Below are 23,045 nucleotides of genomic sequence, written 5' to 3' on the forward strand. Positions count from 1 at the left end.
ACTTTTATTAGTTAATTGAAGCAAAAATATAACATCTTTTATAACTTGTAAAATATCATTTGCTACTTCACCATAGCCCCAAGTAAAGATAATATGATTATCATCTATATTTGTAGCACCAAATAATAAAGAAGGTGCAAAAATTAAAGCACTAAGGAATAAAATGTAAAATCTTTTCATCAATTGTATTAAAGAAGTTAAAGAGTTTGTTTGATATAATTATATTAAGGGTGCAACGCCAAAGGGGCGCAACCCTTTAGCGTTAATTTACCGCCCAGAAGGGAGGTGAGCATAATGCTAACAAAAATTATCCTTATAATTATACTCTTAACACTTTGCTATGTCAAGGCTCATTGAGTACCCCCTGCTTTTGCAGGGTTTAGGATAATCCCTTTGGCTTACCAAACAAACTTTTAACTAAACTCTATCTCCTTTCTATAATTTTATTTTTCTTTTTAATTAGTAGGTTTTCTTGTTAAATTCTCAAGATTGCTTTCAACCTTTTCTTGTATTTTTATAGAATCAGCTTGTATTTTATCTACATCAATACTTCCAACAATATCAGCAATAAAATCACTTAAATCTATTTCACTAAAATCCAACTTTTGAAATTCTTCTGGAGTAAATCCTCTACAATCAAGACTTTTTGGAGAACCCCAACCTCTTCCAATTTGTGGGCGTCCTTGTTCATTAAATATTCTTGCTAATTTTGAATTAAAACAACAATGTGTTTTTTTATGCTGAATACAAGCTATGAATTTAATTTTTTTAGAGCAATATTCACCAACTTCTACACATCTATTTTGCTTATTGAGTTTTGCTAGCTTTTTTTCATCTTCTTTACAAGGTACAAGCCCTATAAATACTTTATCTTTATCACAGCAACCACCACCAGTTAAGCCAAAAAATTTGTCTTTAGAGCGACATCTATTATCTTTTTTATTAAAGATAAAAATTTGTCCTCTATAAGAACCATCATCTTCCCAACCATTATTATTTTCATCATTAATACCAACTTGAGTATCTTCATCTTCGATATGGCTAGTGCTTTTTTAAAACACAACTATTACATTTAAAATAGTTATCGTTTTAAACATACAATATCTTTACTAACTTCTAAAACTATCTAAAGCATAGCATTTATATTTTATTTTACAGTATAAACAGGACATAAAATAAAATATTTAGTATAGTATAATGTAGAAGAAAAAATTTAAATGGTAATGATTTTAAAAATGTTTATAGCTTTGAAAAAATAGCTAAAATTATACTAGGGGTTAAATCTTTAAAATAAGATTTAATCTACTTTAGCAATTCATATAATAGCAAATATTCTATTTTTGAAATTGTTTCTTGAATATATTAACACTTACTCTTCATTAGTCAGGCAGTATTTTTCTTTATTAGAATTTAAATTCACAATATTCTTTCCTTGAAATTCACACTCTAAAAATTTTAATACATCACCTATTTAGCAAAACAATATCACTTTTTTACACATTTTTACAATAAAATACAAAGTATGTGCAAAAGTATGTGCAAATGAAAAAATATTTCATTAAAGTATGGATATTTAGGGGTTTGGTTGGTAAATTACATGCCTGCTAAATCCACCATTTATTTTTTACTCCCAAATGCTATTTTTCAACAAATTATCTTTAAAATCCTATATTTAAGGGATTATATAAACATTCTTTTTTATTCTATTTTGTTATTTTTTGTGTTAAAATATTGCAAAAAAAGTGGGTTACTTTTAAAAAAGTGGGTTACTAAATGGGTTACTTTTTACAATAATACAAAGAATAAAAATGGCAAAAATTAATAAACTTACAGATAGTTTCTTAAAAAGCGTAAAATGCGATAATGGTAAAAAATTTATAAAATTTAGCGATCCTAGTATAAAAGGATTATATGTTTTTGTTTATCCTAGTGGTAGAAAACTATTTAAAACAAGACAAGCTAATGATACTTATATAACACTTGGGGAATATCCCTTGCTTTCCCTAGCAGAACTTAGAGAAATAGCTATAAATTCACACAAACTAAAAGCCAAGGGTCAAAACATAAGCAATGCAAAAAGATTGAAATTTGGCGTATTATATGATGAAGTATTAGAAAATGCAAGAAAGAGTAATTTAGCAGCGAAAACAATCCAAAGAGGACTAAGCTACAAAGAAGGTATTTTTAAATCTTTAGAATATAAAAATATTAATGATATAAAAAGAGTAGATATTGTTAATATTTTAAAGACCATAGAGCATAAAAGCGCTACGCTTCAAAAAGCAAAGATATGGATAAATAAAGTATTTGAATATGCTTTACAACTTGAGATCATAGAAAACAATCCCGTAGCTTCTATCAAAAACAATATTGTATTTAAAAAACCAAATCAGGTTATACACCAACCTACCCTATTAGATGAATCTGATATTAAAGAATATATAAATACTCTAATACATTCAGATATCAAACAAAGTCATAAAAATTTAATGCTTTTTGTGCTTTTAACAGCCCAAAGACCTGGCAATATTATAAAAGCTACTTGGGATGAGATAGACTTTAAAAATGAAATTTGGACTATATCAGCTCAAAAAATGAAAATGCGTAAAGAGCATAATATAGCATTAAGCAAACAAGCCATAAGTATATTAAAAAATCAATATGCGATTAAAGTCAATGATTATGTTTTTGCTGGTTCTTCTAAAAAAGGATGTAATAGTGAAAATATCACATGCAATACCAATAAACGCTTAGGATATAAAGGAATTCAAAGCGCGCATGGATTTCGTGCTATGTTTAGAAGCATTGCAAACGAAAAGCAATTGGAACATGGAGTAAGTATGGATATAGCAGAGCAATGCTTAGCTCATGAGCAAAAAAATGCAATATTGAAAGCTTACAATAGAAGTAAAAATATAGAATTAAAAAGAAGATTAATACAGTGGTGGGGAGATTATATAGAAAAACTTGCAGGAAAGCTTAGCTAACCTTGCAATATTTTATCCAATCATCGATTTCTTTCTTTTCATACATTAAAACTTTTCCTACTCTAACACCCTTTGGAAAGTTATAAATGGCTTGATTTTTTCTCATTCTCATTTTTCTTATCCTATCAACGCTAAAACCCAAATACTGTGCAACTTCTTTTGTACTTAATAATTTCATATTAATCCTTTTTAATGTTTGTTTCTAAATTGAGTGATTTTATAATGGCTTTTTGCTCTTCATAACTTAAAGTATGCGCTAATAATACTTTGACATTCTCAAAATCAAAACTATTATAAGAAACTCTTGTATCTATAAGCTTTATACATATTCTTTTAAGCTCTACATCAAGCCAAGCCTCTATCTTCCAATAATGTCTAATTTCTTCTTCTAAAGAGTTACATCCATTAGAAAACGAAAGATCATTTCTTATAGAAAGAAATTCTTTAAGCATTTTTGATAATTGTTGTTTTATTTCTTCTAAGTGTTTTTCTATCAAATTTCTTTGATCTAAAAAATCTTTCATCATTTGTAGCATTTTGTCTCCTTTATGTTTAATCTTTTATTGAATTTATCTTTTAAAACCGGTTTAATATTTTAAATACAACTCTATAAATTGCAGTAAATATGTATTTTCCAACAAGCTACATTTTTCAACTTCACCTAATTAATGTTATGCAATACTAAGTCTTTCGAAAGTTTCTTTAATAATATTTTATTTATCTATGTTTTGTATGAGATTATCTGATTTTAAAATCAGATAATCTTTACTATTGGAAATTTTAAGAAGTAAAAATACAAGATTTTTAGTTGAGTGGATTAAAAGTACTTTTAATACAAATTGCATCACCATTGCACTTAGGACATATATCTTGATATTCAAAATCTTCATGATCTTCGAATACACATTTGATAACATCGGTATATTCCTCATAACCACAACCTTCATCAATGCACTTTACCAAAGCTTTACCGCTAATTTCTGACATTTTTGAAATCCTTTCATTAAAATATGAAATGATATTTAAAAATAAATTTATTAATAATTAGTTAATAATGTAATATTTTATATACAAATTTTCTCTATTTTTGAGAAAATATTCAATTTGCTTAACAACTTATAACTTTTTTCATCAAAATTAAAAAATTTGCATTTCATTCCTCTATATTTTCTTGATTAAAAAGATTAGGTTCTTTCATTTGCTCAAGCTCTCTTATAGCTGTTTTTAAATCTTCTTTATATTCTTTAATGGTTGAATTTAAAGCACTTCTTTCATACTCTGCATGCTCTATGGCTTTATGTAAAGATACAATTTTCATAGATAGCTCTTTTAGATTATTTTGATTATCTATGTTTTCCATTTTTACTCCTTTTTATAATATTTTCAAGCATATCTATACCCCTTTGAAGTATTTGTTTTTCTTCTGTTGTTCTTGATTTAAGCTCATTAGTGTTTTTTGAACAAATATCGTAAAATACAAAATCAATGCGTTTATAAAGTTTGATTTTTTTCTTGTATTCACATCTTAAGTCATTTTTGATACTTTCTTTGCTTCTTTCAAACAAATCTATAGCAAAAGGATTATCAAAATAAAAACACAGCATTCTTTCATTTGCACTATTGATAATCCTTGCTTCTTTCAAACTATATTTTAAGTCATTTTTTAAACATGCACGAGCTATTTCATTAGCCTCAATTGTATGTGTTATGATACTCATGCAACATCCTTTAATGCATATGGTTTTATATCTTTTGTCCATCTTGGATTGATTAAATATTTTGTTTGTTTAATAAGTAATAGTTCTTTTGTAAAGCTATATGTTTTACCTAGTAAAGCTATAAAATCATATATAAAATCTAAAGCATCATGAATGTGTTTATGCTGTATGTATTTTAAAAATTTATAGTTTAGTTTGAAAGTTAATTCTAATCTTTCCCAGTCTTTAAATTCTTCTTTAATTTTTTCTTTGTGATAACTAGTCTGCTTTTCATACTTATCATAAATCAAAATTCTATCAAGATCAAAAAACTTACTATGCACCCCATTTACATAAAGAGATTTTTTATAAAAAACCATTTCGCCTTTGATTTTTTTATTTAAAGACAACTCATGCAAATGTTCTTCATATTTTCTCATAGAAGCACTTTCATCACAAAAATCACAAGCTATATCAAAACTATAAGCCTTAAACCTCTTAACCATTTTACTTAACACCTTATACACATCAGCTACCACACTTTTGCTAGGCTGAAAAAGACCATTAAACTGTACTTCTACATAAAAGTCTTTTTTCTTTTTATTTTTTCTAGCAACTTCATGGGTATCTTTTGAATTTTCTATCACTATTATGGTATTTGATAAACTTTTATTTCTAGGTTTGATGTTTATATACCTAACCTTAAACTCATAAAACTTATCTTTTGTTTTGATATTTTTAAACTTCTCTTTTGTGTATTTTTCTATAGCTTTATTGCGGTTTGTTTTTCTAAGTTTTGTATATAAATCATGTTTTTTAAGAAATTTATAAAATGCAAATTTTGGGATTACAAATTTGATACTATCATAGCCTATGTTTTGCATTTTATTCCTTTCTTTTTTTGCTATTTTGCTACCTTATCAAAACCTTTTTTCATAACTAAAGATTTTGAATTTGCCTTTGTAAGTTTAAATCCTTTTGAGCTAAGCTCACTTATTAAACTTTCTATTTCTCTTGCTTTTTCAAATGCATCATTTTCTTTTTGTATGGGCTTAAAATTCATTACTATCCTTTCAATAATTCTTTTGCTTTTATCAAGAGTTTTTTTAAGTCATCTAAGTTAGATCTTAATTCATCCTCATCGCACTCTTCCATGTAGCCAATTAAATCTAAGCATTCTTTGTTAATTAAAGCCAAAGCTCTTGCGTGTTCTATGGCTGTATTAATTTTTTCTTTAAAAGACATTTTCTTCCTTTTTATAGTGCATAAATGGAAGTTAAAAACCACCATAAAGGTGGTTACTCAAAATAAAGAAAGCTAATATGGCTTATAAGGGAGTTTAACTCCCATTTAAACACTACTTATGTCAAAACATAGAGCCTGCATTCAAAGTTATTTAAACTTTTGGTATTTTGACAATTTAACAAAGCTTTTTAAAAAGCCCACTTTCCCACCCGTCGCCGTGGAGTGTGATAAATAAAGAACACGCTAGCTTGATCACCAAGCTAGCTATAAGGAAACTCACTTAAAACCTAGTTTCAAGCTTTTAAAAACCTTTTAAGCACACTTAGAAAATGTGCTTAATGAGGTTTTCAAGCTACCTCATCAATTTCTTTTAAAAGTTCAGAAATCTCCTGTATAGTTTTTGTTTTTTCTTCCACTAAAGCTGTAAATTTTTTATGCTTTAGTTTTAAATCTTTTAATCTCTTAGATAATCTCAAATCCTCATTCAAAAAACCAAGTCTTAAAAGTGCTTTTTCCACTTTAGAATTTGTTTTGCTTTTATTGCTAAGCCAAACCTTTAAAGTTTGATTTTTCAAATTGAGTTTTCTTTCCATTTCATCAAAAGTTTTTAACCCTAACTTTTCTTGAATTTTCTCTTTAATACACATTCAATTACCCTCATAATGAACTATAATGGTTTCAAATAAACCATCACTAATAGCTTCTAGTTTTACAAAATTATGATCAAGTAAAAAATTCAAAGCTTCATTAAATTCGCTTTCTTTTATGTTCATTCTTTTAAAAAGCGTGTCTTTTTTTATAGATTTTTCATTGCTGAGTATATTTGATATGGTGTTTGCATATGCTCTTATCATTTTGTTTCCTTTATCTTTATAATTACAAACATAACCAATAAGATAGCTATAATCACACCAGCTATAATCCAATCTTGCATTATGTATCCTTTTTTATACTTAAGCAAAAAGTTGGTATTCTTTTTGCTAAAAAATAATTATTTTTATGTTTTAAAATTAATTATTTTGTGAAATTATAAAAAAAATATACTCATTTGTCAAGTTATATTTTACATTTGAAAGGTATCTTTTTATGGAAGTAAAAGAAATATTGAAAAAATGGATGCTAGAACAAAATTTGAAAACCTATAAAGAACTAGCAGATTACCTAGGTGTTGCCGCAAATACCATAGATGTTTGGAAACAAAGAGGTTATATACCTGAAAAAAATATACTTAAATATACTCAAATGAATATAAATAACACAAACGACATAGAAAATATAGTTAAAATCAGATATTTTCCTAATGTTTACGCTGGTGCAGGTTTTGGAAACGATAACAGCGATGAAAACTTTCAAACTATATGTCTTGATAAAAATTTTTTAGTAGAAATATTAGGTATTCCTTACAAAACACAATATGATATGATAAAAATATTTGGCGATAGCATGGAACCTTTTATACAAAATGGAAGTTTTGTTATAGTTGATACTAGTAAAAATTCTCTCGATAAGATCAAAAATGCTGATGTGGCTATTTTTAGATACGATGGTGAATTATTTTGCAAACGCATAAGAAAAAATGTCCTTGATGATGAAATTATCATAAGTAGTGATAATATAGGTTTTGAAGACAAAAAAATTAAAAAATCTGCATTAAAAGACTATGTATTTTTAGGTGTTGTAATTTGCTCGTGTAACACTAAAATATTCTTAAATCAAATAGAAAGGGTTTAAAATAAAATATTATATTCCTTCTAAACTATCAAAATTTATAGATGACAATCTAGGTTATCATGTTCTTTATTTGATAGGAATTGTTTTTATTTTGTGTTTTAAACTACATTCTTTCTTACTTATTTTGGGTTTTATATTAATTACTATTGTAACAATTATAGATTTACATCATATTATTAAAAAAATTAATCTTACCAAACTATATAATATCTTGGTATTTTTTGGGTTGTATTATATAGCTGAATTTTTTTCAAGAAATGTAGTTTATATAGTTGTAGATAATGTACCAGATAGCTATAGCTATGCTATTAATATTTTAAATATTATACATATTATTTCAATATTGATTTTTTTTATATCACTCCCTTTGATAGTTATTTTATTAATATCTACACTAATATATATATTGCAAACTATACTTAGCGCTATAGGTATAAAATTTAATTTTATAAATCAAATAATTTTTAGTTTTATACTTAAGCGAACTCATTTTAAAAACGAACTCCATGTTATTTATTTTGCATTTTTTGGTACTTTATCCATGCTGTATTTTTTAATTTTTTTAACAAATGTGTATTTTAATGCACTTAGTTTTACTCCTAATATTATTCATATAAGTTCATATTATCAAAATAATAAAATATGCTCAAAAATATCACCTGATTCATATATACATATACTAGGAGATAATAAAGTATCTATATCCCCTTTTAACACTAAATTTGCATTTAACTTAATTACAAACAAGCCTAATTTCACAACCCAAGAATGTAATTAAAAAAAATAATGATTTTAAAATATATAAATAATATCTTTTTAAAAATAGTTATAATATAATTACCAAAATTTTATTTGGTAATTATATTAAGGGGTAAAATATGGATTTTGAAAATTCTATAAATTCTATAGCGGAAACAATAGCAGAAAGAAAAAATTTAGTAAATACTGAAGAATCAACCAAAATGACTTTCATCATGCCGTTTTTAAAAGCATTGGGGTATGATGTGTTTGATCCAAGCGTAGTAGTCCCTGAATACATAGCCGATATTGGAACAAAAAAAGGTGAAAAAGTAGATTATGCTATTTTCAAAGATGGAAAACCTTTTATATACATAGAAGCTAAAAATCACACTGAAAATTTAAGCAATCACAATAACCAACTAACTAGATATTTTAACACATCACCTAGTGTTAAATTTGCTATTTTAACAAATGGAATAGAATATAGATTTTTTACAGATCTTGATCAAATAAATATAATGGATCAAATTCCTTTTTTAACAATTAATCTTGAAAAACTAAAAGCTAGAGATATTAAAGATTTAAAAAAATTTATATGTTCAGATTTAAATCTAGATGAGATACTAAACACAGCAAAAGAAAAAAAATATTATCAAAGTATACAAGATATCTTCAAAAGAGAGATAGAAAACCCAAGTGATGATTTTGTTGTTCTTTTTGCAAAACAACTCACAGACAAAAGAATGACCGCCTCAACTATTGAGGAATTTAGAACTTATATAAAAAAATCTTTTAAAGAACTTATAAATGATATAGCATATGATAAAATCACTAGTATAAAAAACAATCTTCAAGAAATTAACAACGATGAAGATGAAGAAAGCTACGATGATGAAAAAGAAATTATAACAACAGAAGAAGAACTTCAAGGCTTTTACATAGTAAAATCTATTCTTGCTGGTGCGGGTGCTAACTTACAAGATATATCCTACAAAGATACTTTAAGCTATTTTGCAATCTTGTATCAAAATAGAGTAACAAAATGGATATGTAGGTTAAATTTTACAAAAACAAAAAAATGGGTAAGTTTCCCAGATGACACATACGAACAAATAGAAAAACTAGAAGATTTGTATAAATTGCAAGATAAGATCATCAAGTCATATAATGATAGAAAGTAATTTCTATCATTAAGATAAAATACAATGTATATATTTGCGATCATAGGTGCTATTTTTTATTGGATATTTATTATATGCTTAATAATATACATGATTCAAAGTGTATATAAAAAAGAACTGTATTTTTTTACTAACAATAAAATTATCAATTATTTAATATCAAAAGAAAAACAATGTTTGGTTATTTTGGGGTCTTGGGGCTGTGGAAAAACATATTTTTGGAAACAAATAGAAAAAGAAATTACTTTAAACCTTAATAGTAAAAAAGTTATCTATATAGATCTTTTTGGCAAAGAAAGCTATAAACAAGTAATAGAAGAAATAGTAGTAAGTTTACATGGAAATTATAATAATATTACAAAAAAAACTTTTAAAGGTTTAGAAGGTTTAATTAAAGGTGCAAGTGGTGGTTTAATAAATATAGATAGTGATGTTATTTTTTCCTTTTTAAAAAAAGAAGATTTTGAAAAAATCATTGTATGTCTTGATAACATAGAAAGAAAATCAGATAATCTTCCTTTGAAAGAAATTTTAGGACTTGTAAATTTACTCAAAGAAGAAAAAGAATGTAATGTTGTTATGATTCTCAATAAAGATAAGTTAAAAAAACAAAATGACAATTCAGATAATAATAAAGAGGGTAAACAAGATACTAAAGACTGGTATCAAGAATACAAAGAAAAAGTTGTTGATTGCGAATATATCATAAAAGACAATAACGAAATTGCCAAAGGCTTGATTGAAAAAGCATTTACACAAAATAAAGAGATAAAAGGTAGTTTAGTTAATATTAGTTTAAAACATTATACAGATACTTGCAATAATAATCTAAGATTATTATTAAAAATATTAGAACATATAAAATATTTTAATAAAGAATGTTTTATGCTGTATTATGACAAAACAAACAAAAAAGAATTTGAAATAATTGCAAATGAATATTATTTAGCAATTTTTCATGCTGTAAAAGACTTTTATATACAAAAAAACAAAAAGGAAAATGTAGATGATATATACCGTATAGTTACAAGGTATTTGAATAATTTTTTTATTATAGATGATAATGATAAAAAAACATTAAATAATATATTTTCTCAGCAACTATCATCTGAATTATTTTTAAAATTTGAAAAAACTTATACTGCATATTTTTATAAAAATAGTAGCGATGCTAATTTTAAAATCGAATTAGAAGAAATATTGCAAAATTCTAATGATAAGTTAGAAAAAATTACAAAATATTTAAGTTCTGAAAAATTTTTGGAAGCATTATATTGGTTTAAAAAAATAACAAAATCAAATCAAAAAGCAAGTGAAGAAAGTAATAGAGAATATTTTAAAAAAATAGACGAGATTATCAAAAATTTAATTAAAGAAAATCAATATTCTGTTTATGATAAAAGGATAAGACTATTAATTGCTTTTAGCAAGCGATATAAAAATTATAGTAAAAATATAAAAGAATACAACAGTAAAAATAAATTAGAAATCTTTAAATATAATGCAAAAGAATACCCTCACATATTCCATTTTGAGAATATAAACAAGTTTAATCAATATGAAATAAATTCTATTAAAAATGTCTTTTATAATGATCAATTTTTTTTCAATAACTTTATAGATTTTTTTAGACTTGAACCAAAAAATAATCATATTAAAATATATAGTAATAATTCTTCTTATAGATATACTGATGCTGATTGCAAAGGATATGAAAAAATTTTTAAAGAAAATAATTTGTTTTTGGCTTTTATAGATTATATTAATGAAAATAAAATTAAAAAACAGATGCTTATCAAAAAAAGATTTATAATAAACGATAACTCCAATATCTTATCAAAACTATTTTATTTGCAAAATTAACAGACAATTTCTTCGCTCATATCTATAAGTAAAGATATACTATCCATCATTCAACTCCTTAATTTTATCCATATTGATTTCACATTGCTTATAGTGATAAAAAAGCTCACTATAAGCTTTTAATATATCTTTTTCATCTTGCACTATAGGTTTATGCGCTCTATCAAATTCTAAAAGCTCATTTGGTATTTGCACTTTTTGAATTTGTATTTTGGTTAATACTTGTGTTTTGCTCCCACAGCCTATCAAGCATAGCATTAAAAAGCTTAGTGGTATTAGTTTCATTGCTTTTGGATATATAGTTTTTAACATCATCAACCCTTGTTTTGATTTGATTTTTTTGAGTATTTACATGAAAGAGTGCTTTTAACTCTTGCTCGTGTCTTATTTTAAGCTCTTGAGTAATCCTTGTGAGTTCATTATTTACACCCAAAGCTAAATTTAAATCACTTTGACTTTTTTCTAATTTTGCGTTTGTGCTATCTAGCTTAAGATATAAGAATACATTAAGCATAAGCATTAATGCTAAAGCAATATAAAGCTTTGTATTGTTAAATAAAAATGACATATTATTTGTAGTTTAAAGTAGGTTTTGTATAATACTTTCAAGGGTTAGCCGTAGGTCTGACCCCCCTATGGCTTAATCTAACCCTAGAAAGTAGGTGATTAAATTTGAGCTATATAATCCACATAATCTTTATAATTATACTACTAAGTATGATTATAGTCAAGGCTTATTAACCTTGTCCCCTTTTTTTAAGGGGGTTATGTGGTAACCTACTTTAAGCTTGCTCCTTTCTAAAATTTGTTTGTGATTTCTAATTTTATATTTGATAAATCTTGCTGATATAGCAAATCATATAATTTTTTACAAGCTTGTCTGCTTTGACCTATACTTTCATCACTCTTAGTTAAACCTAGTAAAATACAACCTTTTGTATTCTAATAATTACATATTTATCATCTTTTACTCTCAAACATTGTTTTCTAAATAAACTTTCATTTCCAAACTATAAGTTTTGCAGCGTTTATAAACTAGACTTTATTTGTTTATAAAGCAATTGTTGTTAATATTTTGAAAAAATTTAGAGAAAAATCATGAAAGATCTTAAAAAATACATTGCAAATTCCAAACTAACACGCCTTGAAGTTTTATATGAAAAATTAGTAAAGTCTGAAAATGGCATAACCATAAAAGAACTAGCCCAAGAACTCAATGTAAGCGCTAAAACCATAAAAAGAGATATGCAAGGGGTTTTTGAGCCTATGGGGCTTATTAAAAATGGAAGAAAATGGCGTATTGATACAAACAAAGACACTCAAGAGCAAAATGATGAAAAAATAATCCTTGAAGTGCTTGATACCATGGCAAAAAGTGCTGGAAATAGCTTTTATGCTAAGGCTCACCCCCTACTTTCTAAACTTTCTCAAAATATCTCTAACCCCATCCATACTAGCCTAGATGCAGAAAAGCTAGAAGAAAAAGATTTAAGCAATTTTCAAATTCTTGAACAAGCCATCAACACCAAAACACAAATTGTCTTTAAATATGAAAATAAACTTTTCCAAGTAAAACCTCTAAAACTAGCCTTTTTTAGTGGGTTTTGGTATTTGCTTGCTTTTGATATGAAAAAACGTGATATTTTCAAAAAATTTTATTTAAAAAATATCCAAAACATCACTCTAACCCAAGAACATTTTCAAACCGATAAAAGCTTAGAAGTAAAACTTCAAAGAGTAAATTCAATATGGTTTAACCTTGATAAACCTTTTACGGTAAGACTTTTAGTAGAAGAACCTGTGCGAAAATACTTTGAAAGAAAACCTCTAAATTCACAAATCATCACCGGTAAAGATAAAGATGGCTCCATAGAAATAGAGCTTGAGATAACTCATGAAATGGAAATTTTACCTTTAGTGTATTATTACATACCTTATGTAAAGGTTTTAGAACCTGATTTCATAGCAAATAAAGTCAAAAAAGTAGTTGGAGAATACCTTGATCAAATAAGCAAATAATTGCTTATTTGTCAGATTTTAATGCTTTCTTAGCTTCATTTAAAGCTTTTTTAATCGCATTATTTTCCATAAAATTTTTTATCTCATTATAAATATAATCTTCTATAGTTTTAAATTTATCAGCCTTAGTAGTTTTATCATAATCAATCATATCATAAATAAATTTATAATCTTTATCTTGATTTTCTTCATCTAAAATTATTTTTTTAAATATGCTAGCATCCAAGATATTTAATTTTTGATTTTTTATCTCTTGTATTATCTTTTGTATTGCTGATTTAAAATTTTTGATTTTTTTATCATATTCTTTGCATTCTTCATCATTTTCATAATAATAAATAACACGAAAATCGATACGCAAATTTTTATATTTTTTGCCATAAAAGTATAAATTAAATGTTGGCATTATATAGTTATTTATATCTTTTTTGTGGTAAATAGTAAAGAAATATTTGGTTGAATTTGTTTTTTCACGATCTTTTTCCACAAGCAAAATATTTTTTCCTATTTTTTTGTTTTTAAATTTCTTTTCGAGTTTATCCATGAATTTACTCATTAATTCTTTGCAAATTTCATCCCACTTCTCTTCTACTATTTCTTTTGCTTTTTTATATTTTATATCTTTAGAATCACTTTCATCTTTTAATTTTATAGCATTGTTTAAATTTTCTTTACTTGATTTCAAAAATTCCATGACATAATCTTTAACCACATAATCATCTATAGCTACATACCAAGTTAAAAGAGTTTTATACTGATTTAAAGTAAAAATCACATTTTGCATATCATTTTTAAATTTTTTATCAATTTCATTGTTTTTAACTTTATTCTCACATACACCTATACAAGCATTAATCCACTCTTTTATCCATTTATAATCTAATTTTAAATAATAACTCATTTTTTTATCATTGCTACCATATATAAGATCATCATTTATTTTAAATCCATTTCTTGTGCCTAAGCTATACTTGCTAGGCTCAGTATCTTCATTTTTATGCAAATAAATAGTAAGTATATTTTCATGAAAATCATCTATATTTTTAACTTTTTCTTTTATGTGTTTTATGTAGTCTTTGAGTTGATTTGGCTGATCTTTTGCTTTAAGTTTATTTTCGATGATGATATATCTTTTATCTTTTAAGCGTATGAGTATATCGATCCTTCTATTATCTTTAGCACAAGCTTCTGTTTCTACGCTTTCCATGTCATGGGCTGTAAGATTTCTAAATTTCTTAGCCTTTGTATATCTTCCAAGCTTTTTTAAAAACTCATTCGCAAAAAGCTCTTGATAATGATCATCATGTGGATCGATCGAATAAGCTATAAATTTAGAATGATAAATTTCCATTTCTTGTACGCCTAAAGCTTCAAAAATATTTATATCACTCATACCTTTTTTGGTGTTTTCTTCAAATTTATCGTTAGCTTTTAACAATTCTTTAATGAATTCGTTATTTTTCATTTTTTTCCTTGAAATATTTTCACAATTATACTACAAAAATATAGACTACCATTGTCTGCTTTTTTTAGATATGATTTTTCAAATCATTTAAAAAGGATAAAAATGCTTCAAACCATGAAACACATCCTAACTCACACCGATGATACTTTACTTGCAAAGAAATTTGGCTATAACAATGTAGAAAAATTTACTAAAACAAAAACTTTGTTTTTAGAATGTGAAAGCATACAAGAATGGCTTTTGAAAGGACATTATGATATGGTAAATTCCTCTTTAGAATTTATACAAAAATTTTATTTTATCTTAGATAAAGAAATTTTAAATTCAATTTTAGAACAAAGTATTTTATTAAAAGATAAACACATAAAATTACAAGAAGCAAAAGCCATCATAAAAACAAATTTTAAACGTAAAAGCGAGCCTTTGCATACTTTGATGTTTTTATCTCACTTACGCATGCTTAAATTTCCTATTAGCAATGATATGCTCTATCTTGATAAAACGCAAATCATGCAAAAGCTCAAAGAACTTGCTATAAAGCATTATGAAAATTCACAAGGCAAATTAAAGCTTTGGGGAGATATCTTACAATATGACATTATTTATGATGATGAGTTGTTAGTTTTAAGCATGCAAAAGAGCGATGAATGATAGCCATTTCTACACTTTTATCATCAAAACATAAAAGAATTTATCAAAATCTTATGCGAAATTTTACTAAATTTAACATCACTTTTAAAGAAATTCCAAGTAATGATATATGGTTAAGAGATTTCATGCCTTTAGTGTATAAAAATACGGCGACAAGCTATATTTATAATCCTGATTATCTTAGAAATTATCCGCATTTAAAAACCACTATAAAACCTCTAAAAAATCACTTAAATTTAATCCTTGATGGAGGTAATTTCATAAGAAAACATGATGTTGCCTTTATGTGTGAGAAAATTTTTAGCCAAAACCCAGCACTTAGCAAGGAAAGCATTATCCATACTTTAAAACAAAGTCTAAATTTAAAACACATAGTCTTTTTACCAAGACTAGCTTATGATAGATATGCACATAGTGATAGTATAGTGAGATTTATAAATAAAGATCATGTGCTAATCAATGATTTTTCTTTAGAAAATGTGCAATTTTTTGAGAAATTACACACCGCTTTAAAAGATTTTAAGGTTACAAAAATGAGCTATTCTAAAGAATTTATGCAAAAATACAAATGGGGTGCGTATTTAAATTTTTTAGAGTTTGATAAGGTGGTTTTTGTGCCAACTTATGATATAGATGAGGATGAGAGGGTTTTAAACTTTTTACAAAATATCTATAAAGACAAGCAAATCATAGGTATATATCTAAAGCCTATTATCAAAAAAGGTGGTGCTTTACATTGCATTAGTGCCAATATTTTACAATAATTAAATTTGTTTAAAGGATTAAAAATGGAAAATCAAACATTAGAAGAAAAATTTGAAGAGCTTTATCTAAAAAGTGCTTTATCAGAATGGGATAAAGCGATAAATGAACTTGATAAAAAAGAAGTAAAGAGTGAATTAAAGAAAAAACATAAATCGCTTAAATGTTATATAATTTACAAATTAAAGATTTCAAACAAAGAAGAATATGATAAAATTTATAAAAAAACGCAAAATTCTTTAAAATACTTAAAAAATAGATATAGCTCTACAAAAAGAAGAAATGATAATAAAGAACCATTTGGAAGTGCAAGAAAATTTATATCATGGTATAAAAAACAAGAGAAAGAATGTTATTACTGCAAAATAGCGCAAAGTGATCTAGCAAATCTATTTGAAAACAAACTTATAACTTCCAAAAAACCATCTTTTAATAGCTCATTGCAAATTGAAAGGCTAAATCCAGATAAAGGCTACAATGAAGAAAATTGTGTTTTAGCCTGCTGTATTTGCAATAATGCAAAAAGCGATATGATAAGCGCTAGTGATTTTAAAGATTATTTTAGTGATAGTGTTAAAAATTTCTATGAAAACTTGTTAAAAAACATAAAACCCAAATAATTCTCATAACTAGACAACTAAAGTCTAGTTATTTTGTTTATAATTACATTATATATCTTAGTTTAAAGGTTTATAATGCAAACAAATACTTCTACTCTTACTCACATTGCGGATTTTGATTATTACTCACATAATGTAAAAGTCATCTCGCTACACGCACAAATGCTCTCAAATAGCAAACAAATCAAAAAAGATTTTTACAGCGAATTTGAGGAAATACTAGAAAAAGATAATAAAATCCCTAGTTTTATCTACAAACAATACTCCAAATTTATCTATCCTAGCTTTTTAAAGAAAAATCTAAGTTATCTTAAAAAATACTTAAATTTTACTCAAGCAGAATGTGATGTGTTTGCATTTTTTTACTATGCAAACAAAGGTAGATTTGCCCTACACCAAGGTTATAGCACTGCTTTGGGCAAAAAAATCATAGAAAAAATTTTCAACCACACTTCAAAAGATGTCAATAAAGGCTTAAGTGATGATTCTATGCTTTTTAAACTAGATGCCTTGTGCTATTATGATAGTGATGCCTTTGGTATAGATGTAAATAATTTTGAAAGCATTTTCACTCAAGATATTAGCAAAACTACACTTATGGGTGAGTTTTCTTATTTTTTACCTAAAACTAGACTAAATTTGAGTGATTTTGACTATATACAAGAAGAATTAAATACTATCATTACTTTTTTAAAAAAACGCCAAAAGGGGAATATTTTTATATATGGAAAAGCAGGTGTGGGCAAAAACGAGCTTAGCGCACTCATAGCTAAAGAGCTTGGAAAAGAAGCATTGTGCGTTAAAGATTGTGAAAATGATAAAAAATCAAGTAGAATTTCAAATTTTTACGCACTTAAAAAGATACTCAATCCAAAAAAGCAAATAATAGTCTTTGATGAGTGTGAAGATAGCCTTTGCTATGATTCTTTAAAAGAAAAATTAAAAATCAATAAAATCTTAGATGAAGAAAATGGCGTTTGTGTGTTTTTATCAAATTCTAAAGACATGGATGAGGCGTATTTGAGGCGTTTTGATGTGATTTTAGAGCTTGAAAGTATGCCTAAAGAAAAGAAAATTCAAAATATAAAAAAATTATTCAATAAGAAAAATATAAAAATAGATGAAGCCATTATAGAAAATATAGCTTCTCATCCTGAACTTTCTCAAGGGGTTATTTTAAAATGTGCAAATAATGCTAAGATCTTTAAAGGCAAAAGCCAAGAAGTATTTGTAAGATTGATCAATGAAAATTTAAAAGCAAGATCACTTCAGGACATTTCAATGCCAAAAAAAGACAAAAAATACGATTTAAGCTTGATAGAATGTGATTTAAATTTACAAGAACTAATAAACAATATCGATAAAAATTCAAGTTTGAGAATTTTAAGCTATGGCATAGCAGGTAGTGGAAAAAGCGAGTTTGTCAAAGAACTAGCCAATGTTTTAAATAAAACTTTACATTCTTATAAACTTAGCGATATTTTAGATCCTTTTGTGGGCAATAATGAAAAAAATATCGCAAACATTTTCAAAAAAGCTGCTAATGATAATGCTATCTTGCAGCTTGATGAAATCGATGCGTTAATTTATAGTAGAGACGAAGCAAATAAAAGCTGGGAAAAAAGCTTAGTCAATGAAATGCTTATGCAAATGGAAAATTTTGAAGGTATTTTCATAGCTTCTACAAACTACCTACAAAACCTTGATAAAGCTAGCATAAGAAGATTTGATCTAAAGATAGAATTTCAAGCACTAAAGCAAGAAAAACTTTTAAATGCTTTTGAATTTTTTGCCAAAGAATTAAATTTAAGCTTTGATAAAAAGCAAATTACAAAAAGACTCTTAAGGCTTCAAAATATTTGTTTGGGCGATTTTGCGCTAATTCTTAGACAAAATAAAATTTTTAAAATCAAAAACGCCGATGAGTTTTTAGAAAAATTAGAAAAAGAATCAAAACTCAAATCAAATGATGAAAAAATCAATATGGGATTTTTATAAAAAGGACAAAACTATGAACATAACACTTCAAGGAACATTACACAAAAGCTTTATGTTTGGATTTAATGATATAAAAGCAAAAGAACACATTAAAGTATTATATGAAACAAACAATGATGAGTTTAATTTCCAAACACAAATTCAAAACACAGAAAATATACAACTACTAAGCCAAAGTTATCATTTAGAAAATGGATATTTTTTAGATGAAAATACTCAAAGCAAACTTTTGTCTTTTGAAAATTTTTTAAGTCAAAATTATGCGGATTTTAAACATTTTTGTGTTGTTGATTTTATAAAACATAATGCAAAAATACACTATAAATTAAAAAAACAAACACAAAAAGCAAACTCTATCATCTTGCAAGTGCATATGCCTTTCCTAAAAATGGCTGGATAGATAAAAAAGTGCTAAATATCAACGACATCTCACCTTATCAAAACATACTTATAGAAGGGTTATTTTATATTAAAGAGCAAGAATTGCTAGAAATTATAAAACAAAATGAAAATTTGATAAGAAATAATTTTTATTTAAAAGATTATGATTTTTCAAAAGGTTTAAAAAAACTTTTAGATGTGAGTTTGGATATTTTATTTGCTAATATTAGCACGAAAAATTTTAAACCCTATAAACTAGAAATAAACTCTATCGCTCACGAGGATATAGAAAGAAAGATTTCTTTTGTTAAGCTACTAAAATGATTGTTTTAGTAGCTCTTTGATCCTTTCTATAAATTGCGTTTCTTTTTGGGTAATATACTCAAGAGTAATTTCTTTATCTTGACTATCTTCAAGAAAAATTCCATCAACTATAAATTTATACTCATCTGAAAGGATAGAATTTTCACTATGACATTTTGCTTTTTCAAATTCTTGCATAGGATATAAAAGTCCACCTAAAAACACTTTGCCTATCTTTTGATAATACCCCATATAAGTATGAATTTGAAATAAATCATTTCTGTCTAAATCTCCCATGCCATTTTGGCTTCTACCTTCCATTTTCATTCTTTTATATTTAGTATCAAAAACCATGTATGTATCATCTTTAGACAAAACAATATCAGGTATTATATAGCGTTTATAAAAGCTATTTTTATAAATTTCAAGCTTTGGAGAATCAACCATATATTCTTCAAAATTATTTCTTAAAAGCTTGCTTATATAAATTTCAAAAAGCTCTGCTATATTAACGATAAAACCATAACTTTTTTGATCATTTTTATTTTTACTAGTAAAATTTTGACTTTCTATGATCATTTTTGCGTATTTTAAAAGCTCTTTGTAGTTTTGATAGTTTTGATTTCTCAAGGCTTTGCTAGAAAAGGCTTTGTTTAAACTTTCTTTTATAAAACAATGCTCGCTTTTATTTTGCACTAAATAGGTTTTTATATGCTTTACATTTTTTAAAAAGCCTGAATTTTTCTTTTCTATGACTTCTAATGCTTTATATAATACATTAATAATATGCACATCCTCTATTTGCTCTCTTGTTTTTGTAGCAACCTTTGCTTTTAAAGGGATATTGTGTTTTATAAATTCAACCATATCGATATTTCCCTTAAAGCGCAAATCGTTGTATTTTTTACTTTGATAATTTTTAGGCAAACCTATCAAAAAACTTTTTTCAAGTTTTTGCACAAAGATATAAAAAAGTATAAACTCACTTATATTGCTTTCCTTTTTTACATCTTGATAAATACTCACATCATCAACAAATACATCATTAGCATAATTTAGCATTCTTTCTAAAAATTTCTTGCCAAACCTGGAATTTATCTCAACTTCCAAACCATTATAAGAAATTTTTCCTATATAATTTCCACTAGTGATTTGTTTTTTGTTTTCTTCAATCGTTCGTAATGAAATGATAGGATTTTTAGTATTTTTGCTTAAAATTTTTTCATCATCATTGAAAAAAGAAAAGAAATTTCCATTTTTTATAAAATCTTCAAAATATAGATCAAAATCTTGTATTCTTGAAGATTTTTGCTCTATTTCTATAAAGCTATTATCATTTATTTTTATCATCGTTTTTTTCTATAACAAAAAGTTTTTTTAAATTATCCAAGTGTGTTTGTATTTCTTTTTCATTATATTCGCTTCTTAAATACTCTTTTAAAAGCGCTTCAAAGCGGTTGCTAAAAAGTTTTTTCATATCACTATCTTTAATCTTATCATTTTTAAATTCAATTTTTAGAAAATAAGAATGCCCAAGTTGATACTTTTCACCTATATCTTTAATTTTATCGTTTAATTTTTGACAAGCTTGTGCGTATTCTTCAATATTATTTGCATAAATTTCATCTCTTATTACATCATAATCACACTCCATTTCTTGCCATATAAAGCGTCTTCTAAGTGCTAAGTCAAAACTATCTATACTTTTATCTAAATCATTCATAGTCCCTAAGAAAAATACATTTTCAGGCACATAAAAATCCTCATCATTTCTCATAGAGGCATATTGTGTTTTTATCTTGCCTTTTTCTCCTCTATACTCAAGTGCATAAAGTAATTCTCCAAAAACCCTAGATAATTCCGCACGGTTAATCTCATCAGCTATGAAAAAATACCCATGATCACTTAGAGCTTCATTAAAATTTCCTTTTTCGAGTTTTTCCAAAAATCCTTTTTCTTCTTCTTTTGCTTTATCACAAAATTCTCTAAAAATTCCATTTTTAAGCTCAAGTTTTAATTGTCCATTTTCAATCCCTGCAGGTTTAATACCTTCTATAAAATCCTCATAAGAAAAACTTGGGTGAAATTGAGTAATGAGCATTTGATTTTCATTTTTAATGATATTTTTTACATTATTTACTATAGTGTAGGTTTTTCCAGTTCCAGGAATTCCATGAAAAATGATGTTTTTATGCGTTTTTAAAAGCTTTTTAAAGCCTTCTAAATCATTGCTTTTTATATCTGCTTTGCCACATAAATTTGCAAAATCATAAGCTGCTTTGTAAAGTTTATAATACACACTTTCAGTTATGTTGTTTATATATTTTTCATCACCACCTTGTAGTTTATCTTTTGTAATTAAAGCCAAATCAGATTTTTTTATCTTATCAATCAAATTTAAAAATTGATCTAAAATATAGTATTTTGGAAGATTATCTGTTCTTTTTACATCAAGTTCTTTCAAAACAAAATCAAAATATGCTTGTTCGTTATTTTGTATATTGCTATTTTCTTTTATGCTTTTAAGTTTATTATTTGAATTTTTATTTAGCATTTCAAAGATATATTCAGCAGTCTTTGCCATAGCATCGTTTACTAATGGAAAATTATTATTTTCAAAATTTAATAAGTATGCTAACTCTCTAGCAGAGGCTTTCATACCTGTGATATCAAGATTTAACAAATCTTTTAGTGAGTTTACTTTAGATATCTTAACAAGGTCAGCATGTAATTCTTTAGGATTTTTTTTATTCAGCAAATTTGAAGCATTAGCTCGTTGTTGAGCGCTATGTATATTTTCTTTTTTCCAAAATTTTTTAAAATTTTTTACCCATTCTTGCGAGTTGTTTTCATCAAATTCTTTAATTTCATTAAATTTATCCTTAATCCCAATCTTAGAATCGATAGTGTTTTTATCAAATTTAATATGAATAGTATCTTTATCTCTATAATATCTTAAATATTCTTCAAAAGCACCTTTTAAAATAACAAAATTTATATTATTACAAATATATATAAAATTCTTATACTCATCAAAAATATCTTTTAAAAATTTAAAGTTTTTATCTTTAAAATCTTTTATAAATTTTTTATAGTTCTCAAGAATCTTAAGATCTTCTTGAATATTTTCATAATTTGCATTATTTAAATTAACAAATTTAAAACCTTCGTTATTTTCTTCAATTTCAATACCTCTTTCCTTGCCAAATTTAGTATGATAAATATAGCATTTATCTTTATCAAAAAAATAACCAAAATTTTTATCTTTAATTGCATTTAAACTAGTTTTTAAATCACTCATAGTTTTCCTTAGTTTTGATTTTTATAATTATAACTTAATTTTTGCATTGTTAATTACACCAAAATAAAAAATTTAAAATAGACAAACACAGTCCACTAAA

Annotated in this window: 27 protein-coding genes and 2 pseudogenes; 11 read left to right on the forward strand and 18 right to left on the reverse strand. The window is 25.7% G+C overall.

Features of this window, described 5'->3' with window-relative positions; genetic code table 11:
• The 3 genes and pseudogenes from L8Y18_RS00005 to traN all read right to left on the reverse strand — a co-directional run.
• A pseudogene (locus tag L8Y18_RS00005) lies at positions 1 to 180 on the reverse strand (hypothetical protein); the annotation flags it as partial.
• 275 nt (positions 181 to 455) lie between these two features.
• Positions 456 to 602, reverse strand: a complete 147-nt coding sequence (locus tag L8Y18_RS00010) for a hypothetical protein (RefSeq protein WP_263675994.1) — start codon at positions 600 to 602, stop codon at positions 456 to 458.
• Positions 603 to 632: 30 nt separating this feature from the next.
• Positions 633 to 1,037 (reverse strand): annotated as a pseudogene (gene traN, locus L8Y18_RS00015) (conjugal transfer protein TraN); the annotation flags it as partial.
• A 771-nt stretch (positions 1,038 to 1,808) separates the two neighbouring features.
• Between traN and L8Y18_RS00020 the strand changes: the two are divergent.
• A complete protein-coding gene (locus L8Y18_RS00020; protein WP_263675995.1) occupies positions 1,809 to 2,987 on the forward strand; it encodes a tyrosine-type recombinase/integrase in 1,179 nt (392 codons plus the stop codon).
• Here the strand turns inward: L8Y18_RS00020 and L8Y18_RS00025 are convergent.
• The 10 genes from L8Y18_RS00025 to L8Y18_RS00070 form a co-directional block, all read right to left on the reverse strand.
• The gene (locus tag L8Y18_RS00025) at positions 2,980 to 3,165 is read right to left on the reverse strand and encodes a helix-turn-helix transcriptional regulator (RefSeq protein WP_012661534.1); all 186 of its coding nucleotides are present in this window, start codon (positions 3,163 to 3,165) and stop codon (positions 2,980 to 2,982) included. The two genes, L8Y18_RS00020 and L8Y18_RS00025, sit on opposite strands and share 8 nt — an antisense overlap.
• A 1-nt stretch (position 3,166) precedes the next feature.
• On the reverse strand, positions 3,167 to 3,523 hold the full coding sequence (locus tag L8Y18_RS00030; RefSeq protein WP_012661535.1) for a hypothetical protein: 357 nt from the start codon (positions 3,521 to 3,523) through the stop codon (positions 3,167 to 3,169).
• A gap of 268 nt (positions 3,524 to 3,791) precedes the next feature.
• Positions 3,792 to 3,974, reverse strand: a complete 183-nt coding sequence (locus tag L8Y18_RS00035) for a hypothetical protein (RefSeq protein ID WP_263675996.1) — start codon at positions 3,972 to 3,974, stop codon at positions 3,792 to 3,794.
• 166 nt (positions 3,975 to 4,140) lie between these two features.
• On the reverse strand, positions 4,141 to 4,347 hold the full coding sequence (locus L8Y18_RS00040) for a hypothetical protein (protein ID WP_263675997.1): 207 nt from the start codon (positions 4,345 to 4,347) through the stop codon (positions 4,141 to 4,143).
• A complete protein-coding gene (locus L8Y18_RS00045) occupies positions 4,331 to 4,705 on the reverse strand; it encodes a hypothetical protein (RefSeq protein WP_263675999.1) in 375 nt (124 codons plus the stop codon). The genes L8Y18_RS00040 and L8Y18_RS00045 overlap by 17 nt, the downstream gene beginning before the upstream one ends.
• The gene (locus tag L8Y18_RS00050) at positions 4,702 to 5,568 is read right to left on the reverse strand and encodes a hypothetical protein (protein ID WP_263676001.1); all 867 of its coding nucleotides are present in this window, start codon (positions 5,566 to 5,568) and stop codon (positions 4,702 to 4,704) included. The genes L8Y18_RS00045 and L8Y18_RS00050 overlap by 4 nt, the downstream gene beginning before the upstream one ends.
• A 20-nt stretch (positions 5,569 to 5,588) precedes the next feature.
• Positions 5,589 to 5,747, reverse strand: a complete 159-nt coding sequence (locus tag L8Y18_RS00055; RefSeq protein ID WP_263676003.1) for a hypothetical protein — start codon at positions 5,745 to 5,747, stop codon at positions 5,589 to 5,591.
• Positions 5,748 to 5,749: 2 nt separating this feature from the next.
• Positions 5,750 to 5,929 carry a hypothetical protein gene (locus L8Y18_RS00060; RefSeq protein WP_263676004.1) on the reverse strand — a complete coding sequence of 60 codons (180 nt, stop codon included), beginning with the start codon at positions 5,927 to 5,929 and terminating at the stop codon, positions 5,750 to 5,752.
• Between the two features lie 347 nt (positions 5,930 to 6,276).
• Entirely contained in the window at positions 6,277 to 6,576 is a 300-nt protein-coding gene (locus L8Y18_RS00065) for a hypothetical protein (RefSeq protein ID WP_214098769.1), read from the reverse strand.
• Complete coding sequence (locus L8Y18_RS00070) at positions 6,577 to 6,783, reverse strand: hypothetical protein (RefSeq protein WP_041570280.1); 207 nt, start codon at positions 6,781 to 6,783, stop codon at positions 6,577 to 6,579.
• Between the two features lie 232 nt (positions 6,784 to 7,015).
• Between L8Y18_RS00070 and L8Y18_RS00075 the strand changes: the two genes are divergently transcribed.
• From L8Y18_RS00075 to L8Y18_RS00085, 3 genes are all read left to right on the forward strand, one after another.
• Complete coding sequence (locus L8Y18_RS00075) at positions 7,016 to 7,660, forward strand: S24 family peptidase (RefSeq protein WP_263676006.1); 645 nt, start codon at positions 7,016 to 7,018, stop codon at positions 7,658 to 7,660.
• 878 nt (positions 7,661 to 8,538) lie between these two features.
• A complete protein-coding gene (locus L8Y18_RS00080; protein ID WP_263676007.1) occupies positions 8,539 to 9,582 on the forward strand; it encodes a type I restriction endonuclease in 1,044 nt (347 codons plus the stop codon).
• 90 nt (positions 9,583 to 9,672) lie between these two features.
• Positions 9,673 to 11,445, forward strand: coding sequence for a KAP family NTPase (locus L8Y18_RS00085; RefSeq protein ID WP_263676008.1), 1,773 nt, complete (start codon positions 9,673 to 9,675; stop codon positions 11,443 to 11,445).
• A 39-nt stretch (positions 11,446 to 11,484) separates the two neighbouring features.
• Here L8Y18_RS00085 and L8Y18_RS00090 read toward each other — a convergent pair whose 3' ends face one another.
• Together L8Y18_RS00090 and L8Y18_RS00095 are read right to left on the reverse strand one after the other, a co-directional pair.
• The gene (locus L8Y18_RS00090) at positions 11,485 to 11,640 is read right to left on the reverse strand and encodes a hypothetical protein (protein ID WP_263676009.1); all 156 of its coding nucleotides are present in this window, start codon (positions 11,638 to 11,640) and stop codon (positions 11,485 to 11,487) included.
• Complete coding sequence (locus tag L8Y18_RS00095; protein ID WP_263676010.1) at positions 11,624 to 12,013, reverse strand: hypothetical protein; 390 nt, start codon at positions 12,011 to 12,013, stop codon at positions 11,624 to 11,626. The genes L8Y18_RS00090 and L8Y18_RS00095 overlap by 17 nt, the downstream gene beginning before the upstream one ends.
• A 530-nt stretch (positions 12,014 to 12,543) precedes the next feature.
• On the opposite strand from L8Y18_RS00095, the gene L8Y18_RS00100 reads away from it, so the two are divergent.
• A complete protein-coding gene (locus L8Y18_RS00100; RefSeq protein WP_263676012.1) occupies positions 12,544 to 13,464 on the forward strand; it encodes a helix-turn-helix transcriptional regulator in 921 nt (306 codons plus the stop codon).
• A 4-nt stretch (positions 13,465 to 13,468) separates the two neighbouring features.
• Here L8Y18_RS00100 and L8Y18_RS00105 read toward each other — a convergent pair whose 3' ends face one another.
• Complete coding sequence (locus tag L8Y18_RS00105; RefSeq protein WP_263676014.1) at positions 13,469 to 14,929, reverse strand: PD-(D/E)XK nuclease family protein; 1,461 nt, start codon at positions 14,927 to 14,929, stop codon at positions 13,469 to 13,471.
• A gap of 102 nt (positions 14,930 to 15,031) precedes the next feature.
• Here L8Y18_RS00105 and L8Y18_RS00110 point away from each other — a divergent pair, with 102 nt between their 5' ends.
• The 6 genes from L8Y18_RS00110 (at position 15,032) to L8Y18_RS00135 (ending at position 19,665) form a co-directional block, all read left to right on the forward strand.
• Positions 15,032 to 15,580 carry a hypothetical protein gene (locus tag L8Y18_RS00110; RefSeq protein WP_263676015.1) on the forward strand — a complete coding sequence of 183 codons (549 nt, stop codon included), beginning with the start codon at positions 15,032 to 15,034 and terminating at the stop codon, positions 15,578 to 15,580.
• On the forward strand, positions 15,577 to 16,344 hold the full coding sequence (locus L8Y18_RS00115; RefSeq protein WP_220566387.1) for an agmatine deiminase family protein: 768 nt from the start codon (positions 15,577 to 15,579) through the stop codon (positions 16,342 to 16,344). The genes L8Y18_RS00110 and L8Y18_RS00115 overlap by 4 nt, the downstream gene beginning before the upstream one ends.
• 24 nt (positions 16,345 to 16,368) lie before the next feature.
• Entirely contained in the window at positions 16,369 to 16,962 is a 594-nt protein-coding gene (locus L8Y18_RS00120; protein WP_263676016.1) for a hypothetical protein, read from the forward strand.
• A gap of 75 nt (positions 16,963 to 17,037) precedes the next feature.
• On the forward strand, positions 17,038 to 18,960 hold the full coding sequence (locus L8Y18_RS00125) for an AAA family ATPase (RefSeq protein WP_263676017.1): 1,923 nt from the start codon (positions 17,038 to 17,040) through the stop codon (positions 18,958 to 18,960).
• Positions 18,961 to 18,973: 13 nt separating this feature from the next.
• A complete protein-coding gene (locus L8Y18_RS00130; protein WP_263676018.1) occupies positions 18,974 to 19,360 on the forward strand; it encodes a hypothetical protein in 387 nt (128 codons plus the stop codon).
• Positions 19,361 to 19,368: 8 nt separating this feature from the next.
• Positions 19,369 to 19,665, forward strand: coding sequence for a hypothetical protein (locus tag L8Y18_RS00135; RefSeq protein ID WP_263676019.1), 297 nt, complete (start codon positions 19,369 to 19,371; stop codon positions 19,663 to 19,665).
• Here the strand turns inward: L8Y18_RS00135 and L8Y18_RS00140 are convergent.
• Positions 19,657 to 20,994, reverse strand: coding sequence for an McrC family protein (locus L8Y18_RS00140; RefSeq protein ID WP_263676020.1), 1,338 nt, complete (start codon positions 20,992 to 20,994; stop codon positions 19,657 to 19,659). The two genes, L8Y18_RS00135 and L8Y18_RS00140, sit on opposite strands and share 9 nt — an antisense overlap.
• Entirely contained in the window at positions 20,978 to 22,945 is a 1,968-nt protein-coding gene (locus L8Y18_RS00145; protein ID WP_263676021.1) for an McrB family protein, read from the reverse strand. The genes L8Y18_RS00140 and L8Y18_RS00145 overlap by 17 nt, the downstream gene beginning before the upstream one ends.
• Positions 22,946 to 23,045: the final 100 nt, after the last annotated feature.

It is taken from the genome of Campylobacter sp. CNRCH_2007_0968H, from assembly GCF_025773245.1.
Taxonomy (GTDB): Bacteria; Campylobacterota; Campylobacteria; order Campylobacterales; family Campylobacteraceae; genus Campylobacter_D; species Campylobacter_D lari_D.

Bases quoted from the DNA above. Each gene is read 5' to 3' on its own strand.
- L8Y18_RS00130 (WP_263676018.1), top strand. From the start codon at position 18,974: ATGAACATAACACTTCAAGGAACATTACACAAAAGCTTTATGTTTGGA.
- L8Y18_RS00140 (WP_263676020.1), bottom strand. From the start codon at position 20,994: ATGATAAAAATAAATGATAATAGCTTTATAGAAATAGAGCAAAAATCT.
- L8Y18_RS00025 (WP_012661534.1), bottom strand. From the start codon at position 3,165: ATGAAATTATTAAGTACAAAAGAAGTTGCACAGTATTTGGGTTTTAGC.
- L8Y18_RS00120 (WP_263676016.1), top strand. From the start codon at position 16,369: ATGGAAAATCAAACATTAGAAGAAAAATTTGAAGAGCTTTATCTAAAA.
- L8Y18_RS00045 (WP_263675999.1), bottom strand. From the start codon at position 4,705: ATGAGTATCATAACACATACAATTGAGGCTAATGAAATAGCTCGTGCA.
- L8Y18_RS00085 (WP_263676008.1), top strand. From the start codon at position 9,673: ATGATTCAAAGTGTATATAAAAAAGAACTGTATTTTTTTACTAACAAT.
- L8Y18_RS00110 (WP_263676015.1), top strand. From the start codon at position 15,032: ATGCTTCAAACCATGAAACACATCCTAACTCACACCGATGATACTTTA.
- L8Y18_RS00020 (WP_263675995.1), top strand. From the start codon at position 1,809: ATGGCAAAAATTAATAAACTTACAGATAGTTTCTTAAAAAGCGTAAAA.
- L8Y18_RS00080 (WP_263676007.1), top strand. From the start codon at position 8,539: ATGGATTTTGAAAATTCTATAAATTCTATAGCGGAAACAATAGCAGAA.
- L8Y18_RS00040 (WP_263675997.1), bottom strand. From the start codon at position 4,347: ATGGAAAACATAGATAATCAAAATAATCTAAAAGAGCTATCTATGAAA.
- L8Y18_RS00035 (WP_263675996.1), bottom strand. From the start codon at position 3,974: ATGTCAGAAATTAGCGGTAAAGCTTTGGTAAAGTGCATTGATGAAGGT.
- L8Y18_RS00075 (WP_263676006.1), top strand. From the start codon at position 7,016: ATGGAAGTAAAAGAAATATTGAAAAAATGGATGCTAGAACAAAATTTG.
- L8Y18_RS00145 (WP_263676021.1), bottom strand. From the start codon at position 22,945: ATGAGTGATTTAAAAACTAGTTTAAATGCAATTAAAGATAAAAATTTT.
- L8Y18_RS00050 (WP_263676001.1), bottom strand. From the start codon at position 5,568: ATGCAAAACATAGGCTATGATAGTATCAAATTTGTAATCCCAAAATTT.
- L8Y18_RS00055 (WP_263676003.1), bottom strand. From the start codon at position 5,747: ATGAATTTTAAGCCCATACAAAAAGAAAATGATGCATTTGAAAAAGCA.
- L8Y18_RS00105 (WP_263676014.1), bottom strand. From the start codon at position 14,929: ATGAAAAATAACGAATTCATTAAAGAATTGTTAAAAGCTAACGATAAA.
- L8Y18_RS00115 (WP_220566387.1), top strand. From the start codon at position 15,577: ATGATAGCCATTTCTACACTTTTATCATCAAAACATAAAAGAATTTAT.
- L8Y18_RS00125 (WP_263676017.1), top strand. From the start codon at position 17,038: ATGCAAACAAATACTTCTACTCTTACTCACATTGCGGATTTTGATTAT.
- L8Y18_RS00065 (WP_214098769.1), bottom strand. From the start codon at position 6,576: ATGTGTATTAAAGAGAAAATTCAAGAAAAGTTAGGGTTAAAAACTTTT.
- L8Y18_RS00100 (WP_263676012.1), top strand. From the start codon at position 12,544: ATGAAAGATCTTAAAAAATACATTGCAAATTCCAAACTAACACGCCTT.
- L8Y18_RS00070 (WP_041570280.1), bottom strand. From the start codon at position 6,783: ATGATAAGAGCATATGCAAACACCATATCAAATATACTCAGCAATGAA.
- L8Y18_RS00060 (WP_263676004.1), bottom strand. From the start codon at position 5,929: ATGTCTTTTAAAGAAAAAATTAATACAGCCATAGAACACGCAAGAGCT.
- L8Y18_RS00030 (WP_012661535.1), bottom strand. From the start codon at position 3,523: ATGCTACAAATGATGAAAGATTTTTTAGATCAAAGAAATTTGATAGAA.
- L8Y18_RS00095 (WP_263676010.1), bottom strand. From the start codon at position 12,013: ATGTCATTTTTATTTAACAATACAAAGCTTTATATTGCTTTAGCATTA.